This is a genomic window from Lentzea roselyniae, assembly GCF_039537795.1.
Classification (GTDB): Bacteria; Actinomycetota; Actinomycetes; order Mycobacteriales; family Pseudonocardiaceae; genus Lentzea; species Lentzea atacamensis.
This window is the reverse complement of record NZ_BAABBE010000003.1, coordinates 200,995-224,004: the sequence shown is the minus strand read 5'-3', so window position 1 is coordinate 224,004 and position 23,010 is coordinate 200,995. Positions and strand designations below refer to the sequence as shown.

Here is a 23,010-nt window from a genome sequence, read left to right as displayed (position 1 = left end):
GGGAGGACGATGCTCCTGGCACGCGAGGAGGCGAGATGACCACGATCAAGCCAACGCCGGTGGTACCTCATCCCGGGGCTGCGCGCGCACGGCCGAAGGGGTCGTACTTCCTCTCGCTGTTCAAGACGACAGATCCCAAGCAGATCGGGATCATGTACCTGACCACGTCGTTCGCGTTCTTCATGATCGGCGGCGTGATGGCGCTGCTGATGCGCGGCGAGCTGGCGCGGCCGGGTCTGCAGTACCTGTCGAACGAGCAGTTCAACCAGCTGTTCACCATGCACGGCACGATCATGCTGTTGCTCTACGCGACGCCGATCCTGTTCGGGTTCGCGAACTTCATCCTGCCGCTGCAGATCGGCTCGCCGGACGTCGCGTTCCCGCGCCTCAACGCCTTCTCCTACTGGCTGTACCTGTTCGGCGGCATCACCGTCGTCGCCGGGTTCGTGACGCCGGGTGGCGCGGCCGACTTCGGCTGGTTCGCCTACACGCCGCTGTCCTCCGCGGTGCACTCGCCGGGCGTCGGCGCGGACCTGTGGATCATGGGCCTCGCGGTGTCCGGTCTGGGCACGATCCTCGGCGCGGTCAACATGACGACGACGGTCGTGACGCTGCGGGCGCCGGGCATGACGATGTTCCGGATGCCGATCTTCACCTGGAACATCCTGGTGACGTCCGTGCTGATCCTGCTGGCCTTCCCGATCCTGACCGCGGCGCTCATGGGCCTCGCGGCGGACCGGCACCTCGGGGCGCACGTGTTCGACCCGGCCAACGGCGGCGTGATCCTGTGGCAGCACCTGTTCTGGTTCTTCGGCCATCCCGAGGTGTACATCGTCGCGTTGCCGTTCTTCGGGATCGTGACGGAGATCTTCCCGGTGTTCAGCCGCAAACCGCTGTTCGGCTACAAAGGACTGGTGTTCGCGACGCTGGCGATCGCGATGCTGTCCGTGGCCGTGTGGGCGCACCACATGTACGCCACGGGCGCGATCCTGCTGCCGTTCTTCGCCCTGATGACGTTCCTCATCGCCGTGCCGACCGGGATCAAGTTCTTCAACTGGATCGGCACGATGTGGAAGGGACAGCTGACGTTCGAGACGCCGATGCTGTTCAGCGTCGGCTTCCTGATCACGTTCCTCTTCGGCGGCCTGACCGGCATCCTGCTGGCGTCACCGCCGGTCGACTTCCACGTGTCGGACACGTACTTCGTGGTGGCGCACTTCCACTACGTGCTGTTCGGCACGATCGTGTTCGCGACCTACGCCGGCATCTACTTCTGGTTCCCGAAGATGACGGGCCGCATGCTCAACGAGCCGCTGGGGAAGCTGCACTTCTGGACCACGTTCTTCGGCTTCCACGGCACGTTCCTCGTCCAGCACTGGCTGGGCAACGAGGGCATGCCGCGCCGCTACGCCGACTATCTGGAGTCGGACGGCTTCACGACGCTGAACACCATCTCCACGATCGGCTCATTCCTGCTCGGCGCCTCCGTGCTGCCGTTCGTCTACAACGTCTTCAAGTCCTACCGCTACGGCGATCCGGCACCGCAGGACGACCCGTGGGGCTACGGCAACTCGCTGGAGTGGGCGACCACGTCTCCACCGCCGCGGCACAACTTCAAGGAGCTGCCGCGGATCCGGTCGGAGCGCCCGGCGTTCGAGCTGCACTACCCGCACATGGTCGAGCGGATGCGCGAGGAGTCGCACTTCTCCCTGCTGCATCCCGGAAGGCGCGAGGTCGGCAAGGACGAGCCGACCGAAAAGGCGCTGGCCTCAACGCATCGGGAGATGGACACCGAGTAGCACCCGGATGGTGTCGGTGAGCACGCTGATCGAGGGCTCACCGTCGACGAACCGCTGCACGCCAAGCCCCACGCCGAGGCTGAGCAGCGCGCGGGCGACGTTCTCGGTGGGCAGCACGGGCCGCAGGCCGAGCTCCTCGGCCTGGTGGTCGATGAGGCCCCGCAGCGCGTCCACGACCGAGTTGGCACGCCGGGCGAGCTCCTGGCGCAGCTCGGGGTCCTTGCGCGCCTGCAGGGCGAACTCGACCTCGAACCGCGTGCGCGGCGCGTCGCCGATCATGGTCTCGGCGTAGGCCTCGAAGGCCTGGAGGCGTTCTTCGATGGTGGTGCCGGTCGTGAAGACCTCGGCGATCCGCGTGATGCGCTCGGCGTAGAGGGCGTCGAGGACCACCAGGCAGAGCTCGTCCTTGCTGCCGAAGTTCGAGTACACCGCGCCCTTGGAGAAGCCGGCCGCGTCGGCGACCTTCTCGAGCGACGTGGCGTGGTAGCCGTCGCGCAGGAACAGCTTCTGGGCCGTCCCGCTCAGCAACGTCCTGGTGCGCGCCTGGCTCTCCGCGCGGGTCAACCGTGCCATGCCTGGGAGCATACGTTGACATGCCATTGGAATCGAAATACCGTCAGTATCTGTGGACGTACTCGTCATCGGAGCGGGACCAGCGGGCATCGGTGCGGCCATCAGGCTGCGCGAACTGGGATTCGACGCGCACGTGATCGAGAAGGCGCCGTCCCTGGGCGGGACGTGGCGGGACAACGTCTATCCGGGGTGCGCGTGCGACATCCCGTCGGCGCTGTACTCGTACTCGTTCGCGCCACGGCGGTGGAGCGCGGCGTTCTCGGGACAGCCGGAGATCCTGGCTTATCTGCGGGAGACGGCTGCGTCCTTCGGGGTTGAGCCGCAGTACGACACGGAGATGCTGGACGCGGTCTGGGACGGGTCGCGCTGGCAGGTCACCACGACCTCAGGAGTCATCTCCGCGCGTGTGCTGGTGTCGGCCACCGGGCCGTGGCACGAGCCGAAGATCCCCCTGGACGCGTCGGTGTTCCAGGGCGAGGTGTTCCACTCCGCGCGGTGGCGCGACTTCTCCGGGCGCCGGGTCGCAGTGGTCGGCACGGGCGCGTCGGCGGTGCAGTTCGTGCCGGAGATCCAGCCACGCGTCGATCAGCTGTTCCTGTTCCAGCGCACGGCTCCCTGGGTGTTGCCGAAGCCGTCGCTGAAGCTGCCGCGGTCGGTCGTGTTCGGCTTCCTGGAGCTGTTCAGCTTCGGGTTCCGGCACCCGGCGGCGATGAAGGTGGTGCAGCGGCTCGGGTTGCTGCATCTGCGGCGAGCGATCCGGGATCGCGCTCTGCGTTCCGTGCTCACCCCCGACTTCGTGCTGGGGTGCAAGCGGTTGCTGATGTCGAACACCTACTACCCCGCGCTGGCGCAGCCGAACGTGTCCGTTGTGCCGCACGCCGTTCAGGGCTTCACCGCGGACGGGATCATCGGCGCGGACGGCGTGGAGCGCAAGGTCGACACGATCATCTTCGGCACGGGTTTCCACTTCAGCGACCCGCCGATCGCGTCTCGCGTGCGGGCCGGCGGGGCCTCGCTGGCTTCGGTGTGGCGCGGCAGCCCGCAGGCGTACCTGGGGACGTCCGTGCACGGGTTCCCGAACCTGTTCCTGTTGCTGGGTCCCAATCTCGGCACCGGGCACTCGTCGGCGTTCACGATCATCGAGACCCAGCTGCGCTACATCGCCTCGGCGTTGACCGCGTTGCGTGATCGCGACTGGCCCGTCGCCGACGTGCGCCCGCCGGTGCAGGCGGCGTTCAACTCGTCGGTGCAGGTGGCGTTGCAGCGCACTGTCTACAACGCCGGTGGCTGCACCTCGTACTACCTCGACGCCAACGGCCGGAACTCGACGATGTGGCCGTGGTCGACCATCCGCATGATGCGCCGCATCCGTTCGTTCAACCCGGCCGACTACGACCTCACTCAACGCCGGCCAGGCACCATCCCCGCTTCGACGACGGCCTTGCTCAACGGCCCCGCCAGCTCCACATAACGCCGCTTTTCGTGCTCCGACAACACGTCGTAGGCAGGCGCGTTCATGCGGTCGGTCTCGTCCTCGATGCTCTGCCGCAGCTCGCGCCCGGCCTCCGACAGCAGCTGCTCGTCGTCGACCAGGCCACGCTTCCGCAGATCCTCGACCGTCTCCGCCCACTGCTCCTCGGACCACCCGCGCGTCTTCCGCAACGTCTCGGCCGGGATCTCCCCTTCGGCCGCGTGCAGCACGAGCGCCTCGATACCGGTGATGTTGTGCCGCAGCAACGCCGCGAGGTGCCCGTCCCCGCGGAACTCGCGCAGCAACGTCTGCGCGTGCCACAGCTGCAGACGGGTCTCCTCGGGCCACGGCAAACTCGCGTGCGCGGCGAACAACGTCCGCCCGTGCAACATCTCCCCGGCCCGCTCGGCGGCCTTCCTGGCGAGCTCGGTGATCTCCTTGAGGTCGTCCGGCAGCACCTTCTTGAGCGCCTCGTCCGCGGCCTCGAGCCTCATCTCGAGCATCCGCTCGGGCGTGACCGTCTCCCACACCTGCGGAATCCGCGCCCGGACCAGCGCGGGGTTGAAGTTGTAGAACGTGGAGATCACAACCTCGGCGCCGGCCGCCCCGAGCGCCGCCGCCCGTGAAGCGAAGTACCCGCCGGCCCGATCCAGCCCCGCGGCCGCGTACCGGCTGTCCGCCTCGGGAGCGAAGTAGATCATCGCGTGCACGGCTTCGAGCGAACGCCACAAGGTCCTGATCATGCTTCCAACCTAGATCGTCCCCACGTCGTTCGTCAGTCCCCAAAACTGTCAGACCCCTCTGCCACGCTGAGGAACGTGGAAACCTTCTGGCCCCTGATAGCCGCCGCCCGCTCCGCAGTCCCCGACCCCACCGACTGCTGCGCCGTGGCCACCGCCGCCACCCGCCTGCTAGCCGGCGCGCCGCCCGCCCAGATCGTCGCGACCCAGCAAACCCTGTGGGACCTCCTGGCGCTCTCGTACCGGAACCCGCTGTGGGCAGCCGCCTACCTGATGAACGGCGGCTGCTCGGACGACGGCTTCGACTACTTCCGCGGCTGGCTCCTCCTGCAGGGCGAGGAGGTCTTCACGGCCGCCGTGGCGTCCCCCGACACCCTCGCCACCCTGCCGGCCGTGGTGTCGGCAGCCGAGTCGGGCCTGGAGTTCGAGTGCGAGGCAGCACTCTCCATCGCGTGGGACGCACACCTCGCCGCCACCGGCATGAAGCTGCCGGAGGACGCCTTCACGATCCGCTACCCGGAGCTCGACCCGGACTGGGACTTCGCGTTCGACGACGAGGCGGAGATGGGGCGCCGGTTGCCGCGGTTGGCCGCGCTCTACGACGTCTGACCCACGCGCGAAGCCGACCCGACCCGAGCCGACTCACACGCCTGAGCCGACCCACGCACCTGAGCCGCCCGCGCCGAGTTGCCCTCGCACACGAGCGGCCCCACGCGCCTGGGCCGACCCGCGATCCGAACCGACCCACGCACCCGAGCGGACCCGATCACCCCAAGCAGACCGCACATCCAGACTGCCGGCCAGCCCGACCGGCCCCACCCATCCTCGCCAACCCGATCACCCCACGCTGGCCGTACATCCAGATTGGCCGACACACCCGAGCTGATCTACCCGCCCGAACTGACTCGCCCGCGCCGACTCGCCCGCCAGGGCTCGCCGGCCATCCGCCCGAGCGACCGAACGGTCACCTCCGGCCGCGTGCCGCCACGAGGACCCCGAACGCCACGTGGTCCAGCCACTGCGGCACCCGCGGCAGCGCACGGATCTGTGAGTTGCGCCGCCCGATGACCTCCAGATCCAGGGCCGCGATCAGCAACCCTGCCACCGCCCCGCCGACCACACCCCGCACCCCGAGCCGCGTCAGCACGAACGCCCACCACGCCGACACGGCCAGGTGGACCGCCACACCCGCGCCGGCACCGCCACCCACCAGCGAACCGGCGGCCCTGGTCGCGCGCAACGGGTCGTCGCCGGTCGCCAGCGCATGGACGGTCGACGGCACGCCGCTCAGCACCGCGGCGAGGACGAACCTGTGGAGCGGCACTATCGCCCTCCGTTCCCCGGCCCCCGCGTTCCACCTCTCTGCGGGAGAAAGATGACCATGATTTCGTGACATCCAACAGACGGTGCCGGGCGTGGATCCGGACAGGTTTCACTCGTCCGAGTGGAACCGCCAGCACCTCCGGCAAGCCTCAGCGGCGGCACGAACCGTCAGCGGCGCCGCCGAGACCTCAAGTAGTCGCTGACCACCGCAGCACCCAGCCCATCCTCATCCGGCGACACCACACGCCCACCACCCCGCCGAGCCACGATGTCGACGAACGCGGCCAACCGCGGGTCATCACCCAGCTTGAACACCGAGATCGTCGCCCCGAGCCGGGCCAGCGAGTCCACCTCGTTCAGCGTCTTCGTCAACGTCCGAGGCAGCGGCGGATAGTTGAACTCCGCGTCACCCTCAGGCTCCAGGTGCGCGGTCGGCTCACCATCGGTCACGACCAGCACCACAGGCTGCGCATCGGGATGACGGCGGACATGGCGGCCCGCCAGCAGCAGCGCGTGGTGCAGGTTCGTGCCCTGCTCCCACACACCCTCCAGGGCGGTCAGCTGACCGATGTCCACGGCCTCGGCGTAGCGGCCGAACGTCACGAGCTGAAGGGCGTCGGTGCGGAAACGGGTGCGCACGAGGTGATGTAGCGCCAAGGCCGTGCGCTTCATCGGTACCCAACGGCCGTCCTGCACCATCGACCATGAGGTGTCCACGCACAGAGCGACGGCCGCGCGCGTGCGGTGTTCGGTCTCCGAAACCTCCAGATCTACTACGTCCAAGGACATCGAGCCGGAGCGCAGTACGGCGTTGCGCAGGGTTCGCGGCACGTCCCAGGGTTCGGTGTCGCCGAACTGCCAGGGACGGGTGGAACCCATCAGCTCGCCCGCGGCACCGGCGGACACCGTGTCGCGGGAACCCTGCGAGGAGCGCAGCTGGTCGACCACGCCGCGCAGGGCGGTCTCGCCCAGGCGCCGCAACGCCTTGGGCGTCAGCCGCAACGAGCCGTCCGGCGCGCGCTCCAGGATGTTCTGTTGCCGCAGGGCTTTCTCCAGCTCCGCCAGCCGGCGGGCGTCGACCGAGGCCGACGCGCCCAGCTGGCGTTCCAGCGCCTCCAGGTCGATGTCCTCCAGGCGCGCGCCGGGATACGACTGCGAGAGCTGTTCAGCGAGCGCGTCCAGCTCGGCGAGGTCCGACATCGCCTGCGCGCCTTCGCCCAGGCCCAGCGGGTCCTGGCCGCGGAAGCGGGCGGAGGAGGTCCAGTCCTCGCCGGGACGCAGCCGTTGCAGCAGCGAGTCCAGAGTGGACAGCTGGGAGCCGATACCACCGAAAGCCTGCTGGGACAACGCCGACAGCTCGGCGCGCTGGGCATCGGTCATCGAGTTCATCATGCGTTGCGCGGCTGCGGAACGGGCGGCCAGGGCGTCGATCAGCTCGTCGACGTTGCGGGGCTTCTCCGGGAAGAACTCGCCGTGCTTGCGCATGAACTCGTCGAACAGGCGCGGCGTGTCCGGGGAGCCGGCGGCGTGGGCCTCCAGCAACGAGTTGAGGTCGCGCAACATGCGCTGGATGCGGCGGACGTCATCGGAGTCCACATTGGACAGGGCTTCCTTCATGCCCTGGAAGCGCTGGTCCAGCAGTTCGCGGCCGAGCAGGTCGCGGATCTGCTCGAACGCGGCACGGGCATCGGGAGAACGCCAGTCGTACGACGACAGTTCCTGCACGGCGGCGGCGGTTCCGGGCGGCAGCGCGTCGAGCTGGGCCTCGCGGAAGCGCGCGTCGTCGGACGGGTCCGGGAACAACGCGCGGCGCTCCGCCGACAACGCCTCGTCCAGCAACCGGCGGACCTCGGACAGCGTGCCGTCCAGCCGGTGGCGGCGCTGGATCGACGCGCGGCGCTGCCACAGGCGCGAGGTCAGGTCGTCCAGCCCGCGTGTTCCGTCGACACCGCGCCGCAGCAGCTCGCGCAGGGCCGAGGAAGGTGAGGCGCCCTCCATGATCTCGCGGCCGAGCTCGTCCACGGCCGCACGCAGGTCCACCGGCGGCGCCAGCGGGTCGGCGCCGCCGCTCCAGCGTCCGTAGCGGTATTTCATCCGTACACCGCTCGGTCGTCGTCGGAGGACGTGTCCTTCGCCAAATGGCGGGTCAGGTACAGCGACTCCAGGGCCAGCTCCACGGCCGAGGCGATGCGGCCCACCGGGTCCTTCGGGCCGGCGCCCAGGCGGGCGGCCACCTCGTGCAGGATCGGCAGTTCCGGCAGCGCGGCCAGGATGTCGCCGGCGTGCACGCGGTCGCCGGTCGCCACCGGGTGGCCGTCGGAGACGACCTCGGCCAGCGCGCGCAGGTTCAGGCCCGCCAGGCGAGCTCGGGCGGTGTCGGCGATCGAACGGCGCAGCAGGTGGACCAGGACCTCGTCCTCGCGGCCCTCCTCCCCCGCCTCGAACTCCAGCTTGCCGCGCAGCACGTCCGGGACCGACTCCAGGTCGATCGGGCGGGCGATGGCCGGGGACTCGCCGATCAGCGCGGAACGGCGCAGTGCCGACGCCGCAACGGTTTCCGCCGCCGCGACGGCGAACCGCGCGGAGACGCCGGAGCGCTGGTCGATGGACGACGACTCGCGCAGGTGGCGGACGAAACGGGCGATGATCTCCAGCAGATGGTCGCCCACCTCCGCGACGAGATCGGCTTCCTGACGGACCAGGTCCACCTCGGCGTCGATGTCCAACGGGTAGTGCGTGCGCACCTCGGCGCCGAAGCGGTCCTTCAGCGGGGTGATGATGCGGCCGCGGTTCGTGTAGTCCTCGGGGTTCGCGGTGGCGACGAGCAGCACGTCCAGCGGCAGGCGCAGCGTGTAGCCGCGGACCTGGATGTCGCGCTCCTCCATCACGTTCAGCAGTGCGACCTGGATGCGTTCGGCCAGGTCAGGCAGCTCGTTGATGGCGATGATGCCGCGGTGGGCACGCGGGAGCAGGCCGTAGTGGATCGTCTCCGGGTCGCCCAGCGAGCGGCCCTCGGCCACCTTCACCGGGTCGACGTCGCCGACCAGGTCACCGACCGACGTGTCCGGCGTCGCGAGCTTCTCGGCATAACGCTCGTCGCGGTGCCGCCACACCACGGGCAGGTCGTCGCCCAGCTCGGCAGCGCGGCGCCGCGACTCGGGCGTGATCGGGTCGAGCGGGTGTTCGCCCAGCTCAGAGCCCTCGATGACGGGGGTCCACTCGTCCAGCAACGAGATCAGGGTGCGCAACAGCCGGGTCTTGCCCTGACCGCGCTCACCGAGCAGGACGACGTCGTGGCCGGCCAGCAGCGCGCGTTCCAGCTGCGGGAGCACCGTGCGGTCGAACCCGACGATGCCGGGCCACGGGTTGCGCCCCTCGCGCAGTGCCGCGAGGAGGTTCTCCCTGATCTCGGTCTTGACGCCGCGCGGCAGGTGCCCGGCGGCGCGCAGTTCGCCCGCCGTGCGGGCCAGGTTCTGGGTCACGCAGACGACGCTACGCAACCGAACCTGACCCGTCGACGTGGAGCGACTCCAGCGTCTACGAAACAGCTGCGTTCATCGCGTTCAGGAGAATCCGCGACATCCGCGGGTCATGGGCCAGCGCACCGTTGAAACACAGGGAACCCGCGCTGAACACCCATCCGCCGTTCGGCTTCGGCAGCACGCACATCTCGGCGCCGCGGTGCTGTACGCCGTGAGCGAACTGGACGACGCCCGGTGCCTCGGCGCCCGCACCGGCGCGCGTGTCGACCTCCCAGCCGCTGGCCGCGAAGTTGTACCCGGTCTTGCCGAACTCGTCGCCGACCGCGAGCCCGGTGCCCTCCAGGACGGGTGCTCGGCGTCCACCACGTACGGATGCATGTCCATGTAGGAGTAGCTGTCGTACGCCACGCCGAGCACCAACGACTCCGGCCGGCCCTGATCGCGCCACAGCCACCGGTTGCCGTCCACGTTGCAGCACGTGCGGTCCCGCCTGGGCGAGGTGGTCGACGCGCTCGTACATGCCGTTGCCACCGGTGTAGGTCACGCGATCGCCACCCGCGAGGTAGTTCTCCACGGCGTCCCGCATCTGCGGCGTCCAGTACTCGGGGTGCGTGGCGAGAACCAGCACCTTGTACTGCGACAGCCAGGCCGGGTTGTGCAGGTCCGTGTCCTGGTAGCAGTCGTAGGCGACGTTGTTGTCGGAGAACCACTTCAGCAGCAGCAAGTCGCCGTAGAACCGGACGTCGATGAACCCGGGCGCCTCGATGTAGGCGTTGGCGAACGGCCGCTGAGTGGTGATGCGGCGGCGCGCGGCGCGATCGTCCACGTGTACTGGAAGTGCCCGCCCCAGTGGTTGTAGGCGTTGTGCGTCAGGTACGGCAGCAGCAGCGCGACCTTGTGCCGAGGCTGCTGCGGCTTCACCACGAACGGGATGTACTGCCGCATTCCGTACGCGCCTTCGAGCTTCACGACGTGGAACCCGGACTCCCAGGAACCCCCGGGTACGGTGGAGTCCGTCTGCCAGTTGCAGCCGTTGGCCCGGTAGCCCTGCTGCAGCAGCTGCCTGCGGCCGGTGAACGTGCGCGGCGCCCACACCTCATGCGCGCCACCCTGCTCGATCACGACCGGGAGCTGTCCGCCTTCCGGGACCGACCAGCTCGTGTAGCCCTGCAGGTTCGCGGCCCTGGTCACGGTGAAGCCGGTGCCGACGAGCGCGCCGTTGCCGTTGATCCACACGACGCCGTCGCGGTCGACCGTGGTGTGGTTCCTGAGCTTGTACCAGCGCAGCTCGTGGTCGGGCTGGTTGTGGTCCTTGTTGACCCACACCGTAGAAAATGCCGTCCCAGCCACCGAACACGTACGAGTACTAACCGAAACCGCGGTGTGAGCACCCACTTGTGCCACCAGATCGTGCCGTCACCGCAGAAGCCGAAGATCTGGCCGTCCTGCGACGCGAGCACCGTGGGGGTGGATCTGCCAGCCGGAGCCGATCTCGCGGCCGTTGCCGTCCGCCCAGTTGTACGTGCCGGTGTCGCGGCCGAGGTGCTTGAACCACTTCAACCGGCCGTCGGCGTACAGCGTGCAGATCACGCCGTTGCCGCCGGGCACCATCTGCAGCAGCCGCTGTTCCGGGTCGTCCACCGCCGCGTGCGCTGTCCCCTGGTCCGGCGAGCGCCGCGGCCGTCCCCCTGAAGACGGTTCTGCGCGCGAATCTCCTGTTTTCTGAATCCCCCAGACCCATGACCGCATCCTGCAGGAGAATGCGTGGCGATGAGCAACAGTGTCGATTTCAAGTGGGCCCCCTCGCCCGCGGACTGGCGTGCCAGCCTGCGTGCGATGGTGCCGATGTTCAAGTGGGCGCCCTGGTTCGCGGTGGTGCTCGGCGGGTTCTCGCTCGTGCTGCTGTTCGGCTTCGACGACGCCATGTTCCCCGTCGCGCTGTTCGGCCTGGTGTGCGCGTTGGTCATCGGCTTCATGGAGCCGGTCGCGGTGTGGTGGCGCTTCTCGTCCGACGAGATGATCAGCCGGACCGTGGTGGGCAGCGCGGACGACCAGTCGTTCCGGATGGCCGTGGGCAACGCGGTGCGCGAGGAGATCGTCTGGGAGGAGCTGCCCGGCTGGACCGAGACGCGGCAGGGTTTCGTGCTGGAGGCGCTCGACGACGGCGCGGCGTCGCTGTCGGTGCCGCACCGGGCCTTCGCGTCCGATGAGGACCTCTCGTCGTTCCGGACGCTGCTGGAACAGCACATCGGCCCCGCGAAGCAGGTGTCTCGGATCGGGCACACCGGGTGGGGCAGCCGGGGCGCGGCAACGTAATCTCGTCGGGTGTCCTGTGCGAGTGCCACGCTGGTCGTGTGGACGTCGGGATGGCTGCACGGTCTGGCCGCCTCCGACGACGTCCTCGACGCCCTGCACACGTGGGCCGAGCAGCACGAGGTGGTGGCCGACGACGACGGCACCGCCACGGCGCTCGACCTGCCCGGTCCCGACGAGGCCCCGGTGGGCCCCGCCCTGCTGCTCGCGTCCTTGCGGCGCGCGGGCGCGACCTCGGCGCGGCTCGTGCTGCCCGTACCGGGTGACGTGCGTGGACTGGGCGGCAAGGGCCCGCTCTCGACGTGCGCGCTGCGCTCCGGTGAGGCGCTCGTGATCCCGTCCGTGCACGTCGGCCTGGTGCCGAAGATCGTGGCCGACGGCGTGATGCGGTGGACGGTGTTCGACCTGCCGTCGTCCAACGGCCTGGAGCACATCCCGATCGGCGAGGCCGAGCAGGGACTGGGCGCCGCCCTGCGCGAGGCGACGGCCGCGCTGGCGTCCCTCGACGTGGCCAAGCACCGCCCGAACGTGCGCAAGGAGATCGCCGAGCTCGCGGCCGCGCACTCCTCGCTGCCGTGGCCTGACGCGATGCCGCCGCGCGCGCTGCGGGTGCTGCAGCGGGCCGCCGAGGTGGACGCGATCCTGTCCGTCGCCAGGTCGGACTCGCCCGGTGGCGCGATGTCGGCGTCGGCGATGTCGGCGCGGACCGATGCGCTGCGTCCCGTGTCGGAGGCCGTGCGACGCGCACGGTGCGCGGCGGTCGACGAGGCCGTGCGCGTGCTGGCGGACACCGGCGCCGGGCGGCACTGACCCAAACGAGTGGTTCTCCACCGCTGACCTCGCGAGAAGCCGCAACTCCCCCAGAACTGTCGGTGCCCCCTCCTAAAGTGCGCTCAGGGGAGGACGCCGGATGGAGGACGTCGACCAGCGCCGGTCGAGCACAGCGCCGCGCTACGCGGGTGCGGTCATGCTGGCCGCCGTCGCCGGGCACCTGTTGTCCGAGGCGGCGACGGGGTCGCTCGCGACGTGGCAGTCCTGGGTGCTCTACGGCATCGGCGCGTTCCTGCTGGTGCTGTCGGCCTCCGCGATCGAGCAGCTGAACCGGTTGGTGAAACGCATCCGGTTGCGCTGGGTCGTGTTCACCGCGGTGCTGGTCGTCGCGGCCGCGGTGATCGCACTCGCCGCCCCGCCGGTGATCGCGTACGGCCGGGTGCTGCTGCTCGGGTGCCCGCAACCGACCGAGGTGCGGGTGCTGACGTCGGCGGACGTCCTGCCCGCGATCGGGGACGTGGCGCGCCGGTTCGAGCAGCACACGGCGGAGCGCAACCACGGCTGCCGCACCGCGCGTCTGTACGTGTACTCCGCGCCGGGCAACCTCGGTGCGCTGGCGTTGCGCTCGTCGTGGTCCTCCCAGGCGCTGCGCGAGGTCGGCCCGCACCCGGACGTGTGGCTGCCGGACTCCACCACCGAGACCGCGGAGGTGGTGCGCCGCACCGGCCGCGTCGGCTCCGCGGTGCGGATCGAGCAGGGTGAGTCCGTCGCCTTCTCCCCAGTCGTCCTCGCGGTGCCCGCCGCCGTGGGCCGCGACGTCGTCTCCAGCACGCCGGAGAAGTGGGGCGAGCTGCTGACCAAGGTCGCCGGCACGGGGCTCCCGATCGGCCGCCAGAACCCGCTGACGTCGGCCGACGCCAGGCTGGCCACGCACGCCCTGTACGAGACGCTGGAGCCGGCCGTCGTGGAACGCCGCGTCGACGAGGCCACGCGGCTCTCCCCCGCCTCCGCGCAGATCACGACCGAGCAGGTGTTGCTGCGCCACAACAAGACCAGCTGCCCCGCCGAGCCCTGCCTGGTCGCGCTGTACCCGTCCGACACCTACCGCGCCGACTACCCGGTGAACCTCGTCGAGTGGGACGCCCCGGACACCTCCAACCACGCGGCCCGCGCACCGGCGAGACAGTTCCGGGCCTGGCTGACCACCGCGGAGGGCATGACCGCGCTGAACACCGCCGGCCTGCGCCCCTCACGGCAGACCGCGGGCGCCGAGTTCCGCGAGGAGCACGGCGTGCAGGCCGGCCTGGCCCTGGACCGCGACGAGGCCGCGCCGCCCGAGTCCGCGTGGCCCGAGTTCCAGCGCAGGTACGACCAGGCCAAAAGGGACGGCCGCATCTGGCTGACCCTCGACGCGTCCGGCTCGATGACCGAACAGACCGCCACCGGCGACACCCGCTTCGACGTGGCGGTGGCCGGCGTGCGCAAAGCCCTGACCCAGATGGGCGTCCGCGACACCTACGGCCTGTCCGTCTTCAGCGACAACGAGGTCAGGCCGGTGATCCCGCTGGGCCGCCGCGACCGCGACGCCGCCGCGGCCACCCTCAGCGCGGTCCGGCCCAGCGGCGGCACTCCGTTGCACCAGGCGATCCTCGACAGCGTCGACCGGGTGGGCGCGAACGACGCCGGCCACATCAGCGCCGTGATCGCCCTGACCGACGGCGAGGACACGACCAGCGCCCACACGCGCCAGGACGTGGTGGAAGCCGTGCGGCGCAAGGGAGTTCGCGTTTTCGTGATCGCGGTGGGCGACGCCAGCTGCGCGGCCCACGCCCTGACGACCATCACCGACGCGTCCGGTGGCGAGTGCCGCGACTCGACGGTCGACACGCTGGGCGACGACCTGGCTGGCCTGTTCCGCAAACTCTGGGGAGGCGCCGGATGAGGTGGCTGAAGCGGATCTGGGCCGCGCGCCCCAGGCTGGGCCCGCCGGGCGTCGTCTGGGCGAACCGCTCGTGGCTCGCGATGGGCCTGGCGGTCGGGGTCGTGCTGACGATCCTGTTCACCAACGGTGTGCAGCCGCTGTTCCGCGAGTCCACCGAGTGGGAGAAGGGCAAGCTGGTCGTCCTCAGCGGCCGCGACCAGAGCGACGACGGCCAGCGGCGGGCGCTGATCAACCAGTGGAACGCCGAGCACCCCGAACACCCGGCCGAGATCGTGGAGCTGCCGCTCGAGGCGGACGGGCAGCGCAGCGAGATGATCGCGCGGGCCGAGGAACGGGTTCCGAACGTCGACGTGTTCAACCTCGACGTGACGTGGACGGCCGAGTTCGCCCAGTCCGGCCACCTCAGACCGCTGGAGGGTGTGGACACCAGCGGGTTCCTCCGCCGGCCGCTGGAGAGCTGCCGCTACCAGGGCGTGCTGTGGGCGTTGCCGTTCAACACGGACGCGGGTTTGCTGTTCTACCGCAAGGAGTTCGTGCGGGAGGAGCCGCTCGAGCTGGAGGAGATCACAACCGTTTCGACGAAAACCCTGCGCGCGCAACAGGACGCGCGGCTCGCGGCCGGCTACGCGGGCCAGTTCGCGGACTACGAGGGCCTGACGGTGAACGCCCTGGAGCTGATCTGGGTGGAGAAGGGCGAGGTGGTCGACGAGACCGGCAAGGTCGTCATCGACTCCGACCGCACGCGGCGCGCCCTGCGCTGGCTCGCCGACGGGCTCAAGGGCGACAAGCCCGTGGTGCTGCCGGAGTCGCGGTCGCACACGGAACTGCTGAGCACACAGGCGTTCCGCGACGGCAAGGTCGTCTTCATGCGCAACTGGCCGGTCAACCACCGCGTGCTGCAGGGCAACCAGCAGGAGTCCGCCGGCCGGCCCCGGCTCGACTTCGAGGTGGCCCCGCTGCCCGGCCCGAGCGTCCTGGGTGGACAGAACCTGGCGATCTCCGCCAAGTCCGCGAAACCCCGCGCCGCCAAGGCGCTGATCGAGTTCCTCACGAGCCCGCGCAGCCAGCAGCTGCTCTTCGAACGGGGCGGCCTCGCCGCCACCCGCGGCATCGTCTACCAGGACAGCCGCGTCGCCACCGAGCACCCGTACGCCCGCACGCTGCTCAGGGCCATCGAGAACGCCCGATTACGTCCGGTCACTCCGTACTACTCGCGCTTCAGCGACGAGTTCCGCGCCATCGTCCGGTTCGCCATCGACCACGACGGCGAGCTCCCGGCGGGCGCCGAACAGTCGCTCATCGGAGCCCTGCAAGGGCGATGACCACACGGTCGGGTCATCTGCGCCCGAACATCCACGTGGCCGCCACCGCCGCTGAAAGGCTGCGTTCGTGGCACCACGCACCTGGCGATCACGGCAGGACTCGTACTCGCAGCCGTTGTCCGTTCGTACTGACGCGCAATTCCGTTGAAGACAACGACGCGCAGGAGAGCTACCTCGGCGTGTTCGTGGACGCCCGGTACTTCGGCGAGGTCGAGGCACAGCGGGCCCGGCTGGTCAGGAAGACCCGCCTCGAGGTGATGTACCTCGAGGACGACTTCGCGACCATGCAGGCGGAGTGCCGGGCGAAGGTGACTTCCTCGACCGCGGTGACGACCTGCGTCGCGACGCTCAGCGCGGTCGCCAGAGCCCGTCTGGTGCACAAACCGACCGGCGCGTCATGATCACGGCGTCCGCCTGCGCAACGTCACCGCACCGAGGACCAGCGCCAGCAGCCCGCACGCCGCCACGATCGACAGGTCCTTCACCAGTTCGCCCGTGATGTCGGAGGACGCCGTCACCGCGGTCAGCGCGTCGACCGCGTACGACAACGGCATGACGTTCGACAGCCACTCCAGCACCGGGGTCATCTCGGAGCGCGGCGAGAACAGTCCGCACAACAACACCTGCGGCATCACGAACAGCGGCATGAACTGCACGGCCTGGAACTCGGTGCGGGCGAAGGCGCTCGCGAACAGGCCGAGAGCCGTGCCCAGCAACGCGTCCAGCCCCGCGATGACCACGAGCAGCCACACCGAGCCGCCGATCGACAGCCCGAGCCAGGACAGCGACACCCCGACCGCGACGAGGACCTGGACCAGCGCCACCACGCCGAACGCGAGCGCGTAACCGAAGAGCAGGTCCAGCTTGGCGATCGGCATCGTCATCAGGCGTTCCAGCGTCGCCGTCGTGCGTTCCCGCAACGTGGTGATCGACGTGACGATGAACATGATCGCGAACGGGAAAACGGCCAGCAACGCGGGAGCGGCGCGGCTGAAGGCGGCCTCGGAGTTGAAGACGAAGCGCAGCAGGACCAGCAGCAGCGACGGCATGAGCACCATCAGGGCGACGGTGCGGCGGTCGTGGCGGAACTGGTTGAGGATCCGCGCGGTCGTGGCGAGCAGGATCGAGGTGTTCACGCCGCCTCCCTCGCCCGGACCAGCGAGAGGAAGGCCTGCTCCAGGTCGTCCGTGCCAGTCGTGGACAGCAACGAGCCCGGCGTGTCGTCGGCGAGCAGGGCACCATCGCGCATCAGCAGCAACCGCGAGCAGCGAGCGGCTTCGTCCATGACATGACTGGACACCAGCAACGTGACACCGCGCGAGGCCAACGTGCGGAACAACGTCCACAACTCGTCACGCAGCAACGGATCGAGGCCGACCGTCGGCTCGTCGAGCACCACCAGCTCAGGCGTGCCAAGCAGTGCCACCGCGAGGCTCGTCCGGGACAACTCGCCGCCGGACAACGACGACACGAGCTGAGAGGCGTTCGCCGCCAGCCCGACCTCGTCGATCACACGCGCCACGTCGGAACGGGGAGCGCGCAGCACCGAGCAGAAGTAGCGCAGGTTCTCCGCCACGGTGAGGTCGGCGTAGACCGCGGGGTTCTGCGTCGCGTACCCGATCCTGTTGCGCAGGCCGGGGTTGCCGGCGGGCGAGCCGAGCACCGTCACCGAGCCGGACTCGACGATCTGCACGCCGACGATCGAACGCATCAGGGTCGTCTTGCCGCAGCCAGACGGGCCGAGCAGCCCGGTGACACCGCCCTGCGGGATCGTGCAGCTCACGTCCCGCAGGACCAGACGCTTGCCCCGGCGGACCCGGAGCCCGGTGACCTCAACGGCCGCGGAACTGGTCATCGACCAATTCTTCACCCGTTGAAAACGGTGGTCTAGTGGTGTTGCCGGGGAATTCGCGGTCAGACGGGTGCATCGTGCCGCGAGGCACCCTGCTGAGCGTGAATCACCTCGCCAACGGTCCGGAACGCACCACTAGCTCCGGACGGGCCTCTTGACCGGTTCGCAACACAACGGCGCGCACGGCTCGCCGTTGACCGTGCAGCCCGCGGCGACGAACTCCGAGAGCTTCCGCGCGGGCACACCGGACGTGTGCTCGGCGACCAGCTCCACGACCAGCTCGGCGAAGCGCGGGTCCGAGTTCGGGGTGGCGGCGCGGGCGAACTCCATGCCGAGCTCGGCGGCCCGGTCGCGGGCCTCGGTGTCGAGGTCCCACACCACCTCGAGGTGGTCGGACACGAACCCGATCGGGCACACGACGACCCCGGTGACGCCCTTGGCGTGCAGGGCTTCGATGTGGTCGACGACGTCCGGTTCGAGCCACGGGATCTGCGGCGGGCCGGACCGCGACTGCCACACCACGTCGTACTCGGTGACGCCCAGCTCGGCGGCGACCAGGCGGGAGGCCTCGACGACCTGGCGCGAGTACCGGTAGCCGCCCTCGGCGGGCGGTCCGGCGGCCTTGTCGGCGGACACCGGCACCGAGTGCGCGGTGAAGACCACCCGGTACGACCCCGTCAACGACGAGGCGGCGGCACGGACGGCGTCGGCGAAGGCGCCGATGAACAGCGGGTGGTCGAAGAACTGGCGCAGCTTCACCAGCTCGGGACCGCCGGGAACGGCCTGCAGCGCCCGCACGATGTCCTCGTCGTACTGCCGGCACGCGGAATAGCCGCCGTAGGCGCTCGTCGGGAACACCAGCGCCCGCTGGACGCCGTCGGCCTTCATCTGCGCGACGGTGTCCTCGACCATCGGGTGCCAGTTGCGGTTGCCGAAGTAGATCGGCAGCTCGAAGCCGCGGGCCTTGACCGCCTCGATGGCGTCGAGGTTCAGGCGGTTGATCGGCGACACGCCGCCGAAGTGCTGGTAGTGGGCCTCGACCTCGTCCAGCCGCTCCGGCGGCACGCCACGTCCGCGGACCACGTTCTCCAGGAAGGGGCGGACGTCCTCAGGACCCTCTGGGCCACCGAACGACAACCAGAGCAGCGCATCGAAACTCACCGCCCCATCCAATCAGACGCCAGATCGGCTCACACGACGAGCCGGTGAGGTGTCAGAGACCGAGGAAGTGCACACCGCCGTCGACGAAGACCATCGAACCCGTGGTGGCGGGGAACCAGTCGGACAGCAGGCCGCAGACCGACTTCGCGACCGGCGTGGGGTCGTCGACGTCCCAGCTCAGCGGAGCCTTCTCGCCCCACATCTTCTCGAGCTCGGAGAAGCCGGGGATGGACTTCGCGGCCATGGTGCGCACCGGGCCCGCCGAGATGAGGTTCACGCGGATGCCGTCGGGACCGAGGTCGCGCGCCATGTAGCGGTTGATCGACTCGAACGCCGCCTTCGCCGCGCCCATCCAGTTGTAGGCGGGCCAGGCCTGACGGGCGTCGAAGTCGAGGCCCACGACCGAGGAACCGTGCGACAGCAACGGGCGGACGGCCTGCACGAGCGCCTTGTACGAGTATGCCGAGACGTGCATCGCGACGGAGACGTCCTCCCACGGCGCGTCCATGAACGGCGCGCCGAGGCAGCTCTGCGGGGCGAAGCCGATGGCGTGCACGACACCGTCGAGGCCGTCGACGTGCTCACGCACGCGGTCGGCCAGCGTGTCCAGGTGCTCCTGGTTCTGCACGTCGAGCTCGACCACGGGTGCGGGCTTGGGCAGGCGCTGGGCGATCCGCTGCACGAGGCTCATCCGGCCGAACCCGGTCAGCACGACCTCGGCGCCCTGCTCCTGGGCGACGCGTGCGACGTGGAAGGCGATCGACGCGTCGGTGATCACACCGGTGATCAGCAGTCGCTTGCCTTCGAGCAGTCCGGTCACTTGACTAAACCCTTTCGCAGTACGAAAACTCGGAAAACTTTCAGTGGCCCATGCCGAGGCCGCCGTCGACCGGCAGCACGGCACCGTTGATGTAGCCCGCCTCGTTCGCCGCGAGGAACGTGACGGCGCGCGCGATCTCGTCCGCCGCACCGTAACGACCGGCCGGGATCTGCTTCAGCGCGGCCTCGCGGACGGCCTCCGGCAGCTCGGCCGTCATGTCGGTGGTGATGAAGCCGGGCGTGACGACGTTCGCGGTGATGTTGCGCGAGCCGAGCTCCAGCGCGATCGACCGCGCCATGCCGACCATGCCCGCCTTGGACGCGGCGTAGTTGACCTGGCCGGCGCCACCGGTGAGACCCACGACGGACGAGATGAAGATGATGCGGCCGAACTTCTTGCGCAGCATGCCGCGGGAGGCGCGCTGGGCGAAGCGGAACGCGCCGGTCAGGTTCGCGTCGACGACCTGGGTGAACTGCTCCTCGCTCATGCGCAGCAGCAGCGTGTCCTGGGTGATGCCCGCGTTGCAGACCAGCACCTCGACCGGTCCGTGCGCGGCCTCGACCTCGGTGAACGCCGCGTCGATCTCCTCCGAGTTCGTCACGTCGCACTTCACGCCGAGCAGGCCTTCCGGAGCGCCGGAACCGCGGTGGGTCACCGCGACCTTGTCGCCCTGCGCCGCGAACGCCTGCGCGATCGCGAGGCCGATGCCGCGGTTGCCTCCGGTGACCAGAACGGACCGACTCACTAGCTCTCCCGAGAATCGCTGCTGGTTGATCTGGGTGAGGCTATCGGCTACCGGCAGGTAGGCCGGTATCGGCGCAAGCCATCTCACATCCGGCCAGGCATGATCGGGTGATGCGGGCGTTTCTCGATCAACTTCGCCGTCACGTGGACGGCGACGTCCTCGACGACCCGGCGAGCCGGGCCCTGTACTCGGCGGACGCGTCGAACTACCGCCACGTGCCGCGTGTCGTCGTCCGTCCACGCACGACCGACGCCGTGGTCACGGCCGTCGGGCTGGCCGCGGAGCACCGCGTGCCCATCACCAGCCGCGGCGCGGGGACGTCCATCGCGGGCAACGCGTGCGGCACCGGTCTGGTGATCGACTTCAGTCGGTACCTGAACGCGATCGACATCGACGGCGACAGGGCCCGCGTGCAACCCGGCGCGGTGCTCGACCGCGTGAACTCCCTGGCGGGCGACCACGTCTTCGGCCCGGATCCGTCCACGCACTCGCGCTGCACGATCGGCGGGATGATCGGCAACAACGCGTGCGGCGCGCACTCGGTGAAGTGGGGCAAGACCAGCGAGAACGTCACGAACCTGCACGTGCTGACCGCCGACGGGCGCACGTTCGACACGACGAGCCCGCCCGCGTTCGACCTGCCGTCGTTCGACCCGGCGTGGTTTCCCCGGCTCAGCCGCCGGGTCAGCGGGTACGCCCTGGACGCGCCGACGCTGACCCAGCAGCTCGTCGGCACCGAGGGCACCTGTGTCGTGGTGCTGGGCGCCGAGCTGAAGCTGGTTCGCCGTCCCGAGCGGCGCGTGCTGGTCGTGCTCGGCTTCGCGGACACCTACGACGCCGCCGACCAGGTCACCCAGATCGAAGACGCGCTGGCGGTCGAGGGCATCGACGAGGCGCTTGTGCGCAACGTGCGGGTGCGCCCTGACCTGCCGGAAGGCCGCAGCTGGCTGTTCGTGGAGGTCGAGGACCACCCCGAGCGCGTCGCCAGGCTCACCAGGAACTCGATGATCATCCACGATCCCGCGCACCAGCGGGCGCTCTGGCGGATCCGCGAGGACGGTGCCGGACTCGCCACCCGCATGCCCGACGGCGGCGAGGCGTGGTCGGGCTGGGAGGACGCGGCCGTCCCGCCGGACCGTCTCGGCGCCTACCTGCGCGAGTTCGACCAGCTGCTCGCGAAGCACGGCCGGCGCGGCATCACCTACGGCCACTACGGCGAGGGCTGCCTGCACGTCCGCATCGACTTCGACCTGGCGAACGGCTACCGCGAGTTCCTGGAGGACGCCGCCGACCTGGTGGTGAGCCACGGCGGCAGCCTCTCCGGCGAGCACGGCGACGGCCAGGCGCGGTCCGAACTGCTCAGCCGCATGTACCCGCCCGAGGCGATCAGCGCGTTCCAGGACTTCAAGAACGCGTTCGATCCGGGCAACCTGCTGAACCCCGGCCGGATCGTGCAGCCGCGAAAGCTCGACGAGGACCTGCGGATTCTCGTTGCACCACCCCGGATTCCGACACGTGCGGAATTCGCGAGCGACACACGGCGGTGCGTCGGTGTCGGCAAGTGCCTGAACACCAAGGGCGGCGTGATGTGCCCGAGCTACCGGGTCACGCGAGAGGAGAAGCACTCCACGCGCGGCCGGGCGCACCTGCTGTTCGAGATGCTCGCGGGTGACGTGATCAAGGACGGCTGGCGGTCTCCGGAGGTCGCCGAGGCACTGGACCTCTGCCTGGGCTGCAAGGGCTGCAAGCGCGACTGCCCCGTCGACGTCGACATGGCGAGCTACAAGGCGGAGTTCCTGCACGAGCACTACAAGGGGCGCGTGCGGCCGCGGTCGCACTACGCGATGGGCTGGCTGCCGACCTGGCTGAAGTACGGGCTGGTCAACCGGTTCACCGCTCGGTTCGGCCGGTTCGCCGGGATCACGCCCGAACGCGAGCTGCCCACGCCGACCACTCCCCTGGTCCGCCAGCTGCACCCGCTCGGCAAGGGCGATCCGGTGCTGCTGTTCCCGGACACGTTCACGAACTTCTTCGAGCCGGGCATCGGCATCGACGCCGCCAACGTCCTGGCGCACCTCGGAAACCGCGTCGAGATCCCGTCCGCCAACGTCTGTTGTGGACTGACGTGGCACTCGACCGGCCAGCTCGCCAAGGCCCGCCGCGTGGTCGAACGCACCGCGCGGGCCCTGCTGCCGTGGACGAGCCGGGGCATCCCGGTGATCGGCCTGGAGCCGAGCTGCACGGCGTTCCTCAAGACGGAGGCCCCGAAACTCTCCGACGACCGTGCCGTGCGAGCGCTTGCCGACGCCACCCGGACGTTCGCATCGCACGTCGCACCGAAGCTGCCCGTGCTGGAAGGCGCACGGGAGGCCGTCGTGCAGACCCACTGCCACCAGTACGCGGAACTCGGCTTCGACCCGGACCGCGAGGCGATGACCAAGGCCGGGATCGCGCCGAGGATCGTCGAGGGCTGCTGCGGCCTCGCGGGCAACTTCGGGTTCGAGCAGGGACACTACGAGGTCTCGATCGCGTGCGCCGAGCAGGACCTGCTGCCCGCCCTCCGGGACGACGAGGACGCGGTGGTCATCGCGGACGGCTTCAGCTGCCGCACGCAGATCCGCCACACCACCGACCGCGAACCGCTGCACCTGGCCACCGTGCTCGCGACCCGACTCGGTGTGATCAACCACTGACCA

General features: G+C 69.8%; 20 protein-coding genes and 1 pseudogene. 9 read left to right on the top strand and 12 right to left on the bottom strand.

Going from position 1 to position 23,010, the window contains the following annotated elements:
- Positions 1-35: 35 nt before the first annotated feature.
- The gene (ctaD, locus tag ABFX45_RS06525) at positions 36-1,799 is read left to right on the top strand and encodes an aa3-type cytochrome oxidase subunit I (RefSeq protein WP_109640271.1); all 1,764 of its coding nucleotides are present in this window, start codon (positions 36-38) and stop codon (positions 1,797-1,799) included.
- On the opposite strand, the gene ABFX45_RS06520 is transcribed toward ctaD, so the two are convergent.
- A complete protein-coding gene (locus ABFX45_RS06520; RefSeq protein WP_109640272.1) occupies positions 1,770-2,372 on the bottom strand; it encodes a TetR/AcrR family transcriptional regulator in 603 nt (200 codons plus the stop codon). The genes ctaD and ABFX45_RS06520 overlap by 30 nt on opposite strands.
- Positions 2,373-2,424: 52 nt before the next feature.
- Between ABFX45_RS06520 and ABFX45_RS06515 the strand changes: the two genes are divergently transcribed.
- Complete coding sequence (locus ABFX45_RS06515) at positions 2,425-3,843, top strand: flavin-containing monooxygenase (protein WP_346128335.1); 1,419 nt, start codon at positions 2,425-2,427, stop codon at positions 3,841-3,843.
- Here the strand turns inward: ABFX45_RS06515 and ABFX45_RS06510 are convergent.
- Positions 3,774-4,586 carry an SCO6745 family protein gene (locus ABFX45_RS06510; protein ID WP_109640274.1) on the bottom strand — a complete coding sequence of 271 codons (813 nt, stop codon included), beginning with the start codon at positions 4,584-4,586 and terminating at the stop codon, positions 3,774-3,776. The genes ABFX45_RS06515 and ABFX45_RS06510 overlap by 70 nt on opposite strands.
- Before the next feature lie 75 nt (positions 4,587-4,661).
- On the opposite strand from ABFX45_RS06510, the gene ABFX45_RS06505 reads away from it, so the two are divergent.
- Positions 4,662-5,192 carry a DUF4240 domain-containing protein gene (locus ABFX45_RS06505; RefSeq protein WP_211337619.1) on the top strand — a complete coding sequence of 177 codons (531 nt, stop codon included), beginning with the start codon at positions 4,662-4,664 and terminating at the stop codon, positions 5,190-5,192.
- A gap of 355 nt (positions 5,193-5,547) precedes the next feature.
- Here ABFX45_RS06505 and ABFX45_RS06500 read toward each other — a convergent pair whose 3' ends face one another.
- From ABFX45_RS06500 to ABFX45_RS06475, 5 genes and pseudogenes are all read right to left on the bottom strand, one after another.
- Positions 5,548-5,907, bottom strand: a complete 360-nt coding sequence (locus ABFX45_RS06500) for a hypothetical protein (protein ID WP_346128332.1) — start codon at positions 5,905-5,907, stop codon at positions 5,548-5,550.
- A gap of 167 nt (positions 5,908-6,074) precedes the next feature.
- Positions 6,075-8,000, bottom strand: a complete 1,926-nt coding sequence (locus ABFX45_RS06495; RefSeq protein WP_112229497.1) for a vWA domain-containing protein — start codon at positions 7,998-8,000, stop codon at positions 6,075-6,077.
- Positions 7,997-9,388, bottom strand: a complete 1,392-nt coding sequence (locus tag ABFX45_RS06490; protein ID WP_346128330.1) for a sigma 54-interacting transcriptional regulator — start codon at positions 9,386-9,388, stop codon at positions 7,997-7,999. Before ABFX45_RS06490 ends, ABFX45_RS06495 begins: the two co-directional genes overlap by 4 nt.
- A 55-nt stretch (positions 9,389-9,443) precedes the next feature.
- Positions 9,444-10,483: pseudogene (locus ABFX45_RS06485) on the bottom strand (N,N-dimethylformamidase beta subunit family domain-containing protein).
- A gap of 321 nt (positions 10,484-10,804) precedes the next feature.
- Entirely contained in the window at positions 10,805-11,029 is a 225-nt protein-coding gene (locus ABFX45_RS06475; protein WP_346128324.1) for a hypothetical protein, read from the bottom strand.
- Between the two features lie 129 nt (positions 11,030-11,158).
- On the opposite strand from ABFX45_RS06475, the gene ABFX45_RS06470 reads away from it, so the two are divergent.
- The 5 genes from ABFX45_RS06470 (at position 11,159) to ABFX45_RS06450 (ending at position 16,137) form a co-directional block, all read left to right on the top strand.
- On the top strand, positions 11,159-11,704 hold the full coding sequence (locus tag ABFX45_RS06470) for a YcxB family protein (RefSeq protein WP_346128322.1): 546 nt from the start codon (positions 11,159-11,161) through the stop codon (positions 11,702-11,704).
- Between the two features lie 9 nt (positions 11,705-11,713).
- Positions 11,714-12,511 (top strand): FHA domain-containing protein, encoded by a 798-nt coding sequence (locus tag ABFX45_RS06465; RefSeq protein ID WP_109640281.1) that lies wholly within the window; start codon positions 11,714-11,716, stop codon positions 12,509-12,511.
- A gap of 100 nt (positions 12,512-12,611) precedes the next feature.
- Complete coding sequence (locus tag ABFX45_RS06460; protein WP_109640282.1) at positions 12,612-14,414, top strand: vWA domain-containing protein; 1,803 nt, start codon at positions 12,612-12,614, stop codon at positions 14,412-14,414.
- Positions 14,411-15,736 (top strand): extracellular solute-binding protein, encoded by a 1,326-nt coding sequence (locus tag ABFX45_RS06455; RefSeq protein WP_346128319.1) that lies wholly within the window; start codon positions 14,411-14,413, stop codon positions 15,734-15,736. The genes ABFX45_RS06460 and ABFX45_RS06455 overlap by 4 nt, the downstream gene beginning before the upstream one ends.
- Positions 15,733-16,137, top strand: a complete 405-nt coding sequence (locus ABFX45_RS06450) for a hypothetical protein (RefSeq protein WP_346128317.1) — start codon at positions 15,733-15,735, stop codon at positions 16,135-16,137. Before ABFX45_RS06455 ends, ABFX45_RS06450 begins: the two co-directional genes overlap by 4 nt.
- Here the strand turns inward: ABFX45_RS06450 and ABFX45_RS06445 are convergent, their stop codons facing one another.
- The 5 genes from ABFX45_RS06445 to fabG all read right to left on the bottom strand — a co-directional run bounded on the left by ABFX45_RS06445 (position 16,138) and on the right by fabG (position 20,314).
- Positions 16,138-16,872: an ABC transporter permease gene (locus ABFX45_RS06445; RefSeq protein WP_109640285.1), complete on the bottom strand. Its 735-nt coding sequence runs from the start codon at positions 16,870-16,872 to the stop codon at positions 16,138-16,140. It abuts the gene before it with no gap.
- Positions 16,869-17,591 (bottom strand): ABC transporter ATP-binding protein, encoded by a 723-nt coding sequence (locus ABFX45_RS06440; protein WP_346128314.1) that lies wholly within the window; start codon positions 17,589-17,591, stop codon positions 16,869-16,871. Before ABFX45_RS06440 ends, ABFX45_RS06445 begins: the two co-directional genes overlap by 4 nt.
- Before the next feature lie 132 nt (positions 17,592-17,723).
- Positions 17,724-18,749 (bottom strand): ferrochelatase, encoded by a 1,026-nt coding sequence (locus ABFX45_RS06435; protein WP_109640287.1) that lies wholly within the window; start codon positions 18,747-18,749, stop codon positions 17,724-17,726.
- 52 nt (positions 18,750-18,801) lie between these two features.
- On the bottom strand, positions 18,802-19,569 hold the full coding sequence (gene fabI / locus ABFX45_RS06430) for an enoyl-ACP reductase FabI (RefSeq protein ID WP_030471460.1): 768 nt from the start codon (positions 19,567-19,569) through the stop codon (positions 18,802-18,804).
- A 40-nt stretch (positions 19,570-19,609) separates the two neighbouring features.
- Positions 19,610-20,314 carry a beta-ketoacyl-ACP reductase gene (gene fabG, locus ABFX45_RS06425; RefSeq protein ID WP_112229485.1) on the bottom strand — a complete coding sequence of 235 codons (705 nt, stop codon included), beginning with the start codon at positions 20,312-20,314 and terminating at the stop codon, positions 19,610-19,612.
- A 110-nt stretch (positions 20,315-20,424) separates the two neighbouring features.
- On the opposite strand from fabG, the gene ABFX45_RS06420 reads away from it, so the two are divergent.
- Positions 20,425-23,007: an FAD-binding and (Fe-S)-binding domain-containing protein gene (locus tag ABFX45_RS06420; protein WP_346128311.1), complete on the top strand. Its 2,583-nt coding sequence runs from the start codon at positions 20,425-20,427 to the stop codon at positions 23,005-23,007.
- Positions 23,008-23,010: the final 3 nt, after the last annotated feature.

What these genes read in the sequence shown, in the direction of transcription:
- ABFX45_RS06495 (WP_112229497.1), bottom strand. Translation starts at nt 8,000, where the DNA reads ATGAAATACCGCTACGGACGCTGGAGCGGCGGCGCCGACCCGCTGGCG.
- ABFX45_RS06460 (WP_109640282.1), top strand. Translation starts at nt 12,612, where the DNA reads ATGGAGGACGTCGACCAGCGCCGGTCGAGCACAGCGCCGCGCTACGCG.
- ABFX45_RS06510 (WP_109640274.1), bottom strand. Translation starts at nt 4,586, where the DNA reads ATGATCAGGACCTTGTGGCGTTCGCTCGAAGCCGTGCACGCGATGATC.
- ctaD (WP_109640271.1), top strand. Translation starts at nt 36, where the DNA reads ATGACCACGATCAAGCCAACGCCGGTGGTACCTCATCCCGGGGCTGCG.
- ABFX45_RS06520 (WP_109640272.1), bottom strand. Translation starts at nt 2,372, where the DNA reads ATGGCACGGTTGACCCGCGCGGAGAGCCAGGCGCGCACCAGGACGTTG.
- ABFX45_RS06470 (WP_346128322.1), top strand. Translation starts at nt 11,159, where the DNA reads ATGAGCAACAGTGTCGATTTCAAGTGGGCCCCCTCGCCCGCGGACTGG.
- ABFX45_RS06420 (WP_346128311.1), top strand. Translation starts at nt 20,425, where the DNA reads ATGCGGGCGTTTCTCGATCAACTTCGCCGTCACGTGGACGGCGACGTC.
- ABFX45_RS06450 (WP_346128317.1), top strand. Translation starts at nt 15,733, where the DNA reads ATGACCACACGGTCGGGTCATCTGCGCCCGAACATCCACGTGGCCGCC.
- ABFX45_RS06455 (WP_346128319.1), top strand. Translation starts at nt 14,411, where the DNA reads ATGAGGTGGCTGAAGCGGATCTGGGCCGCGCGCCCCAGGCTGGGCCCG.
- ABFX45_RS06440 (WP_346128314.1), bottom strand. Translation starts at nt 17,591, where the DNA reads ATGACCAGTTCCGCGGCCGTTGAGGTCACCGGGCTCCGGGTCCGCCGG.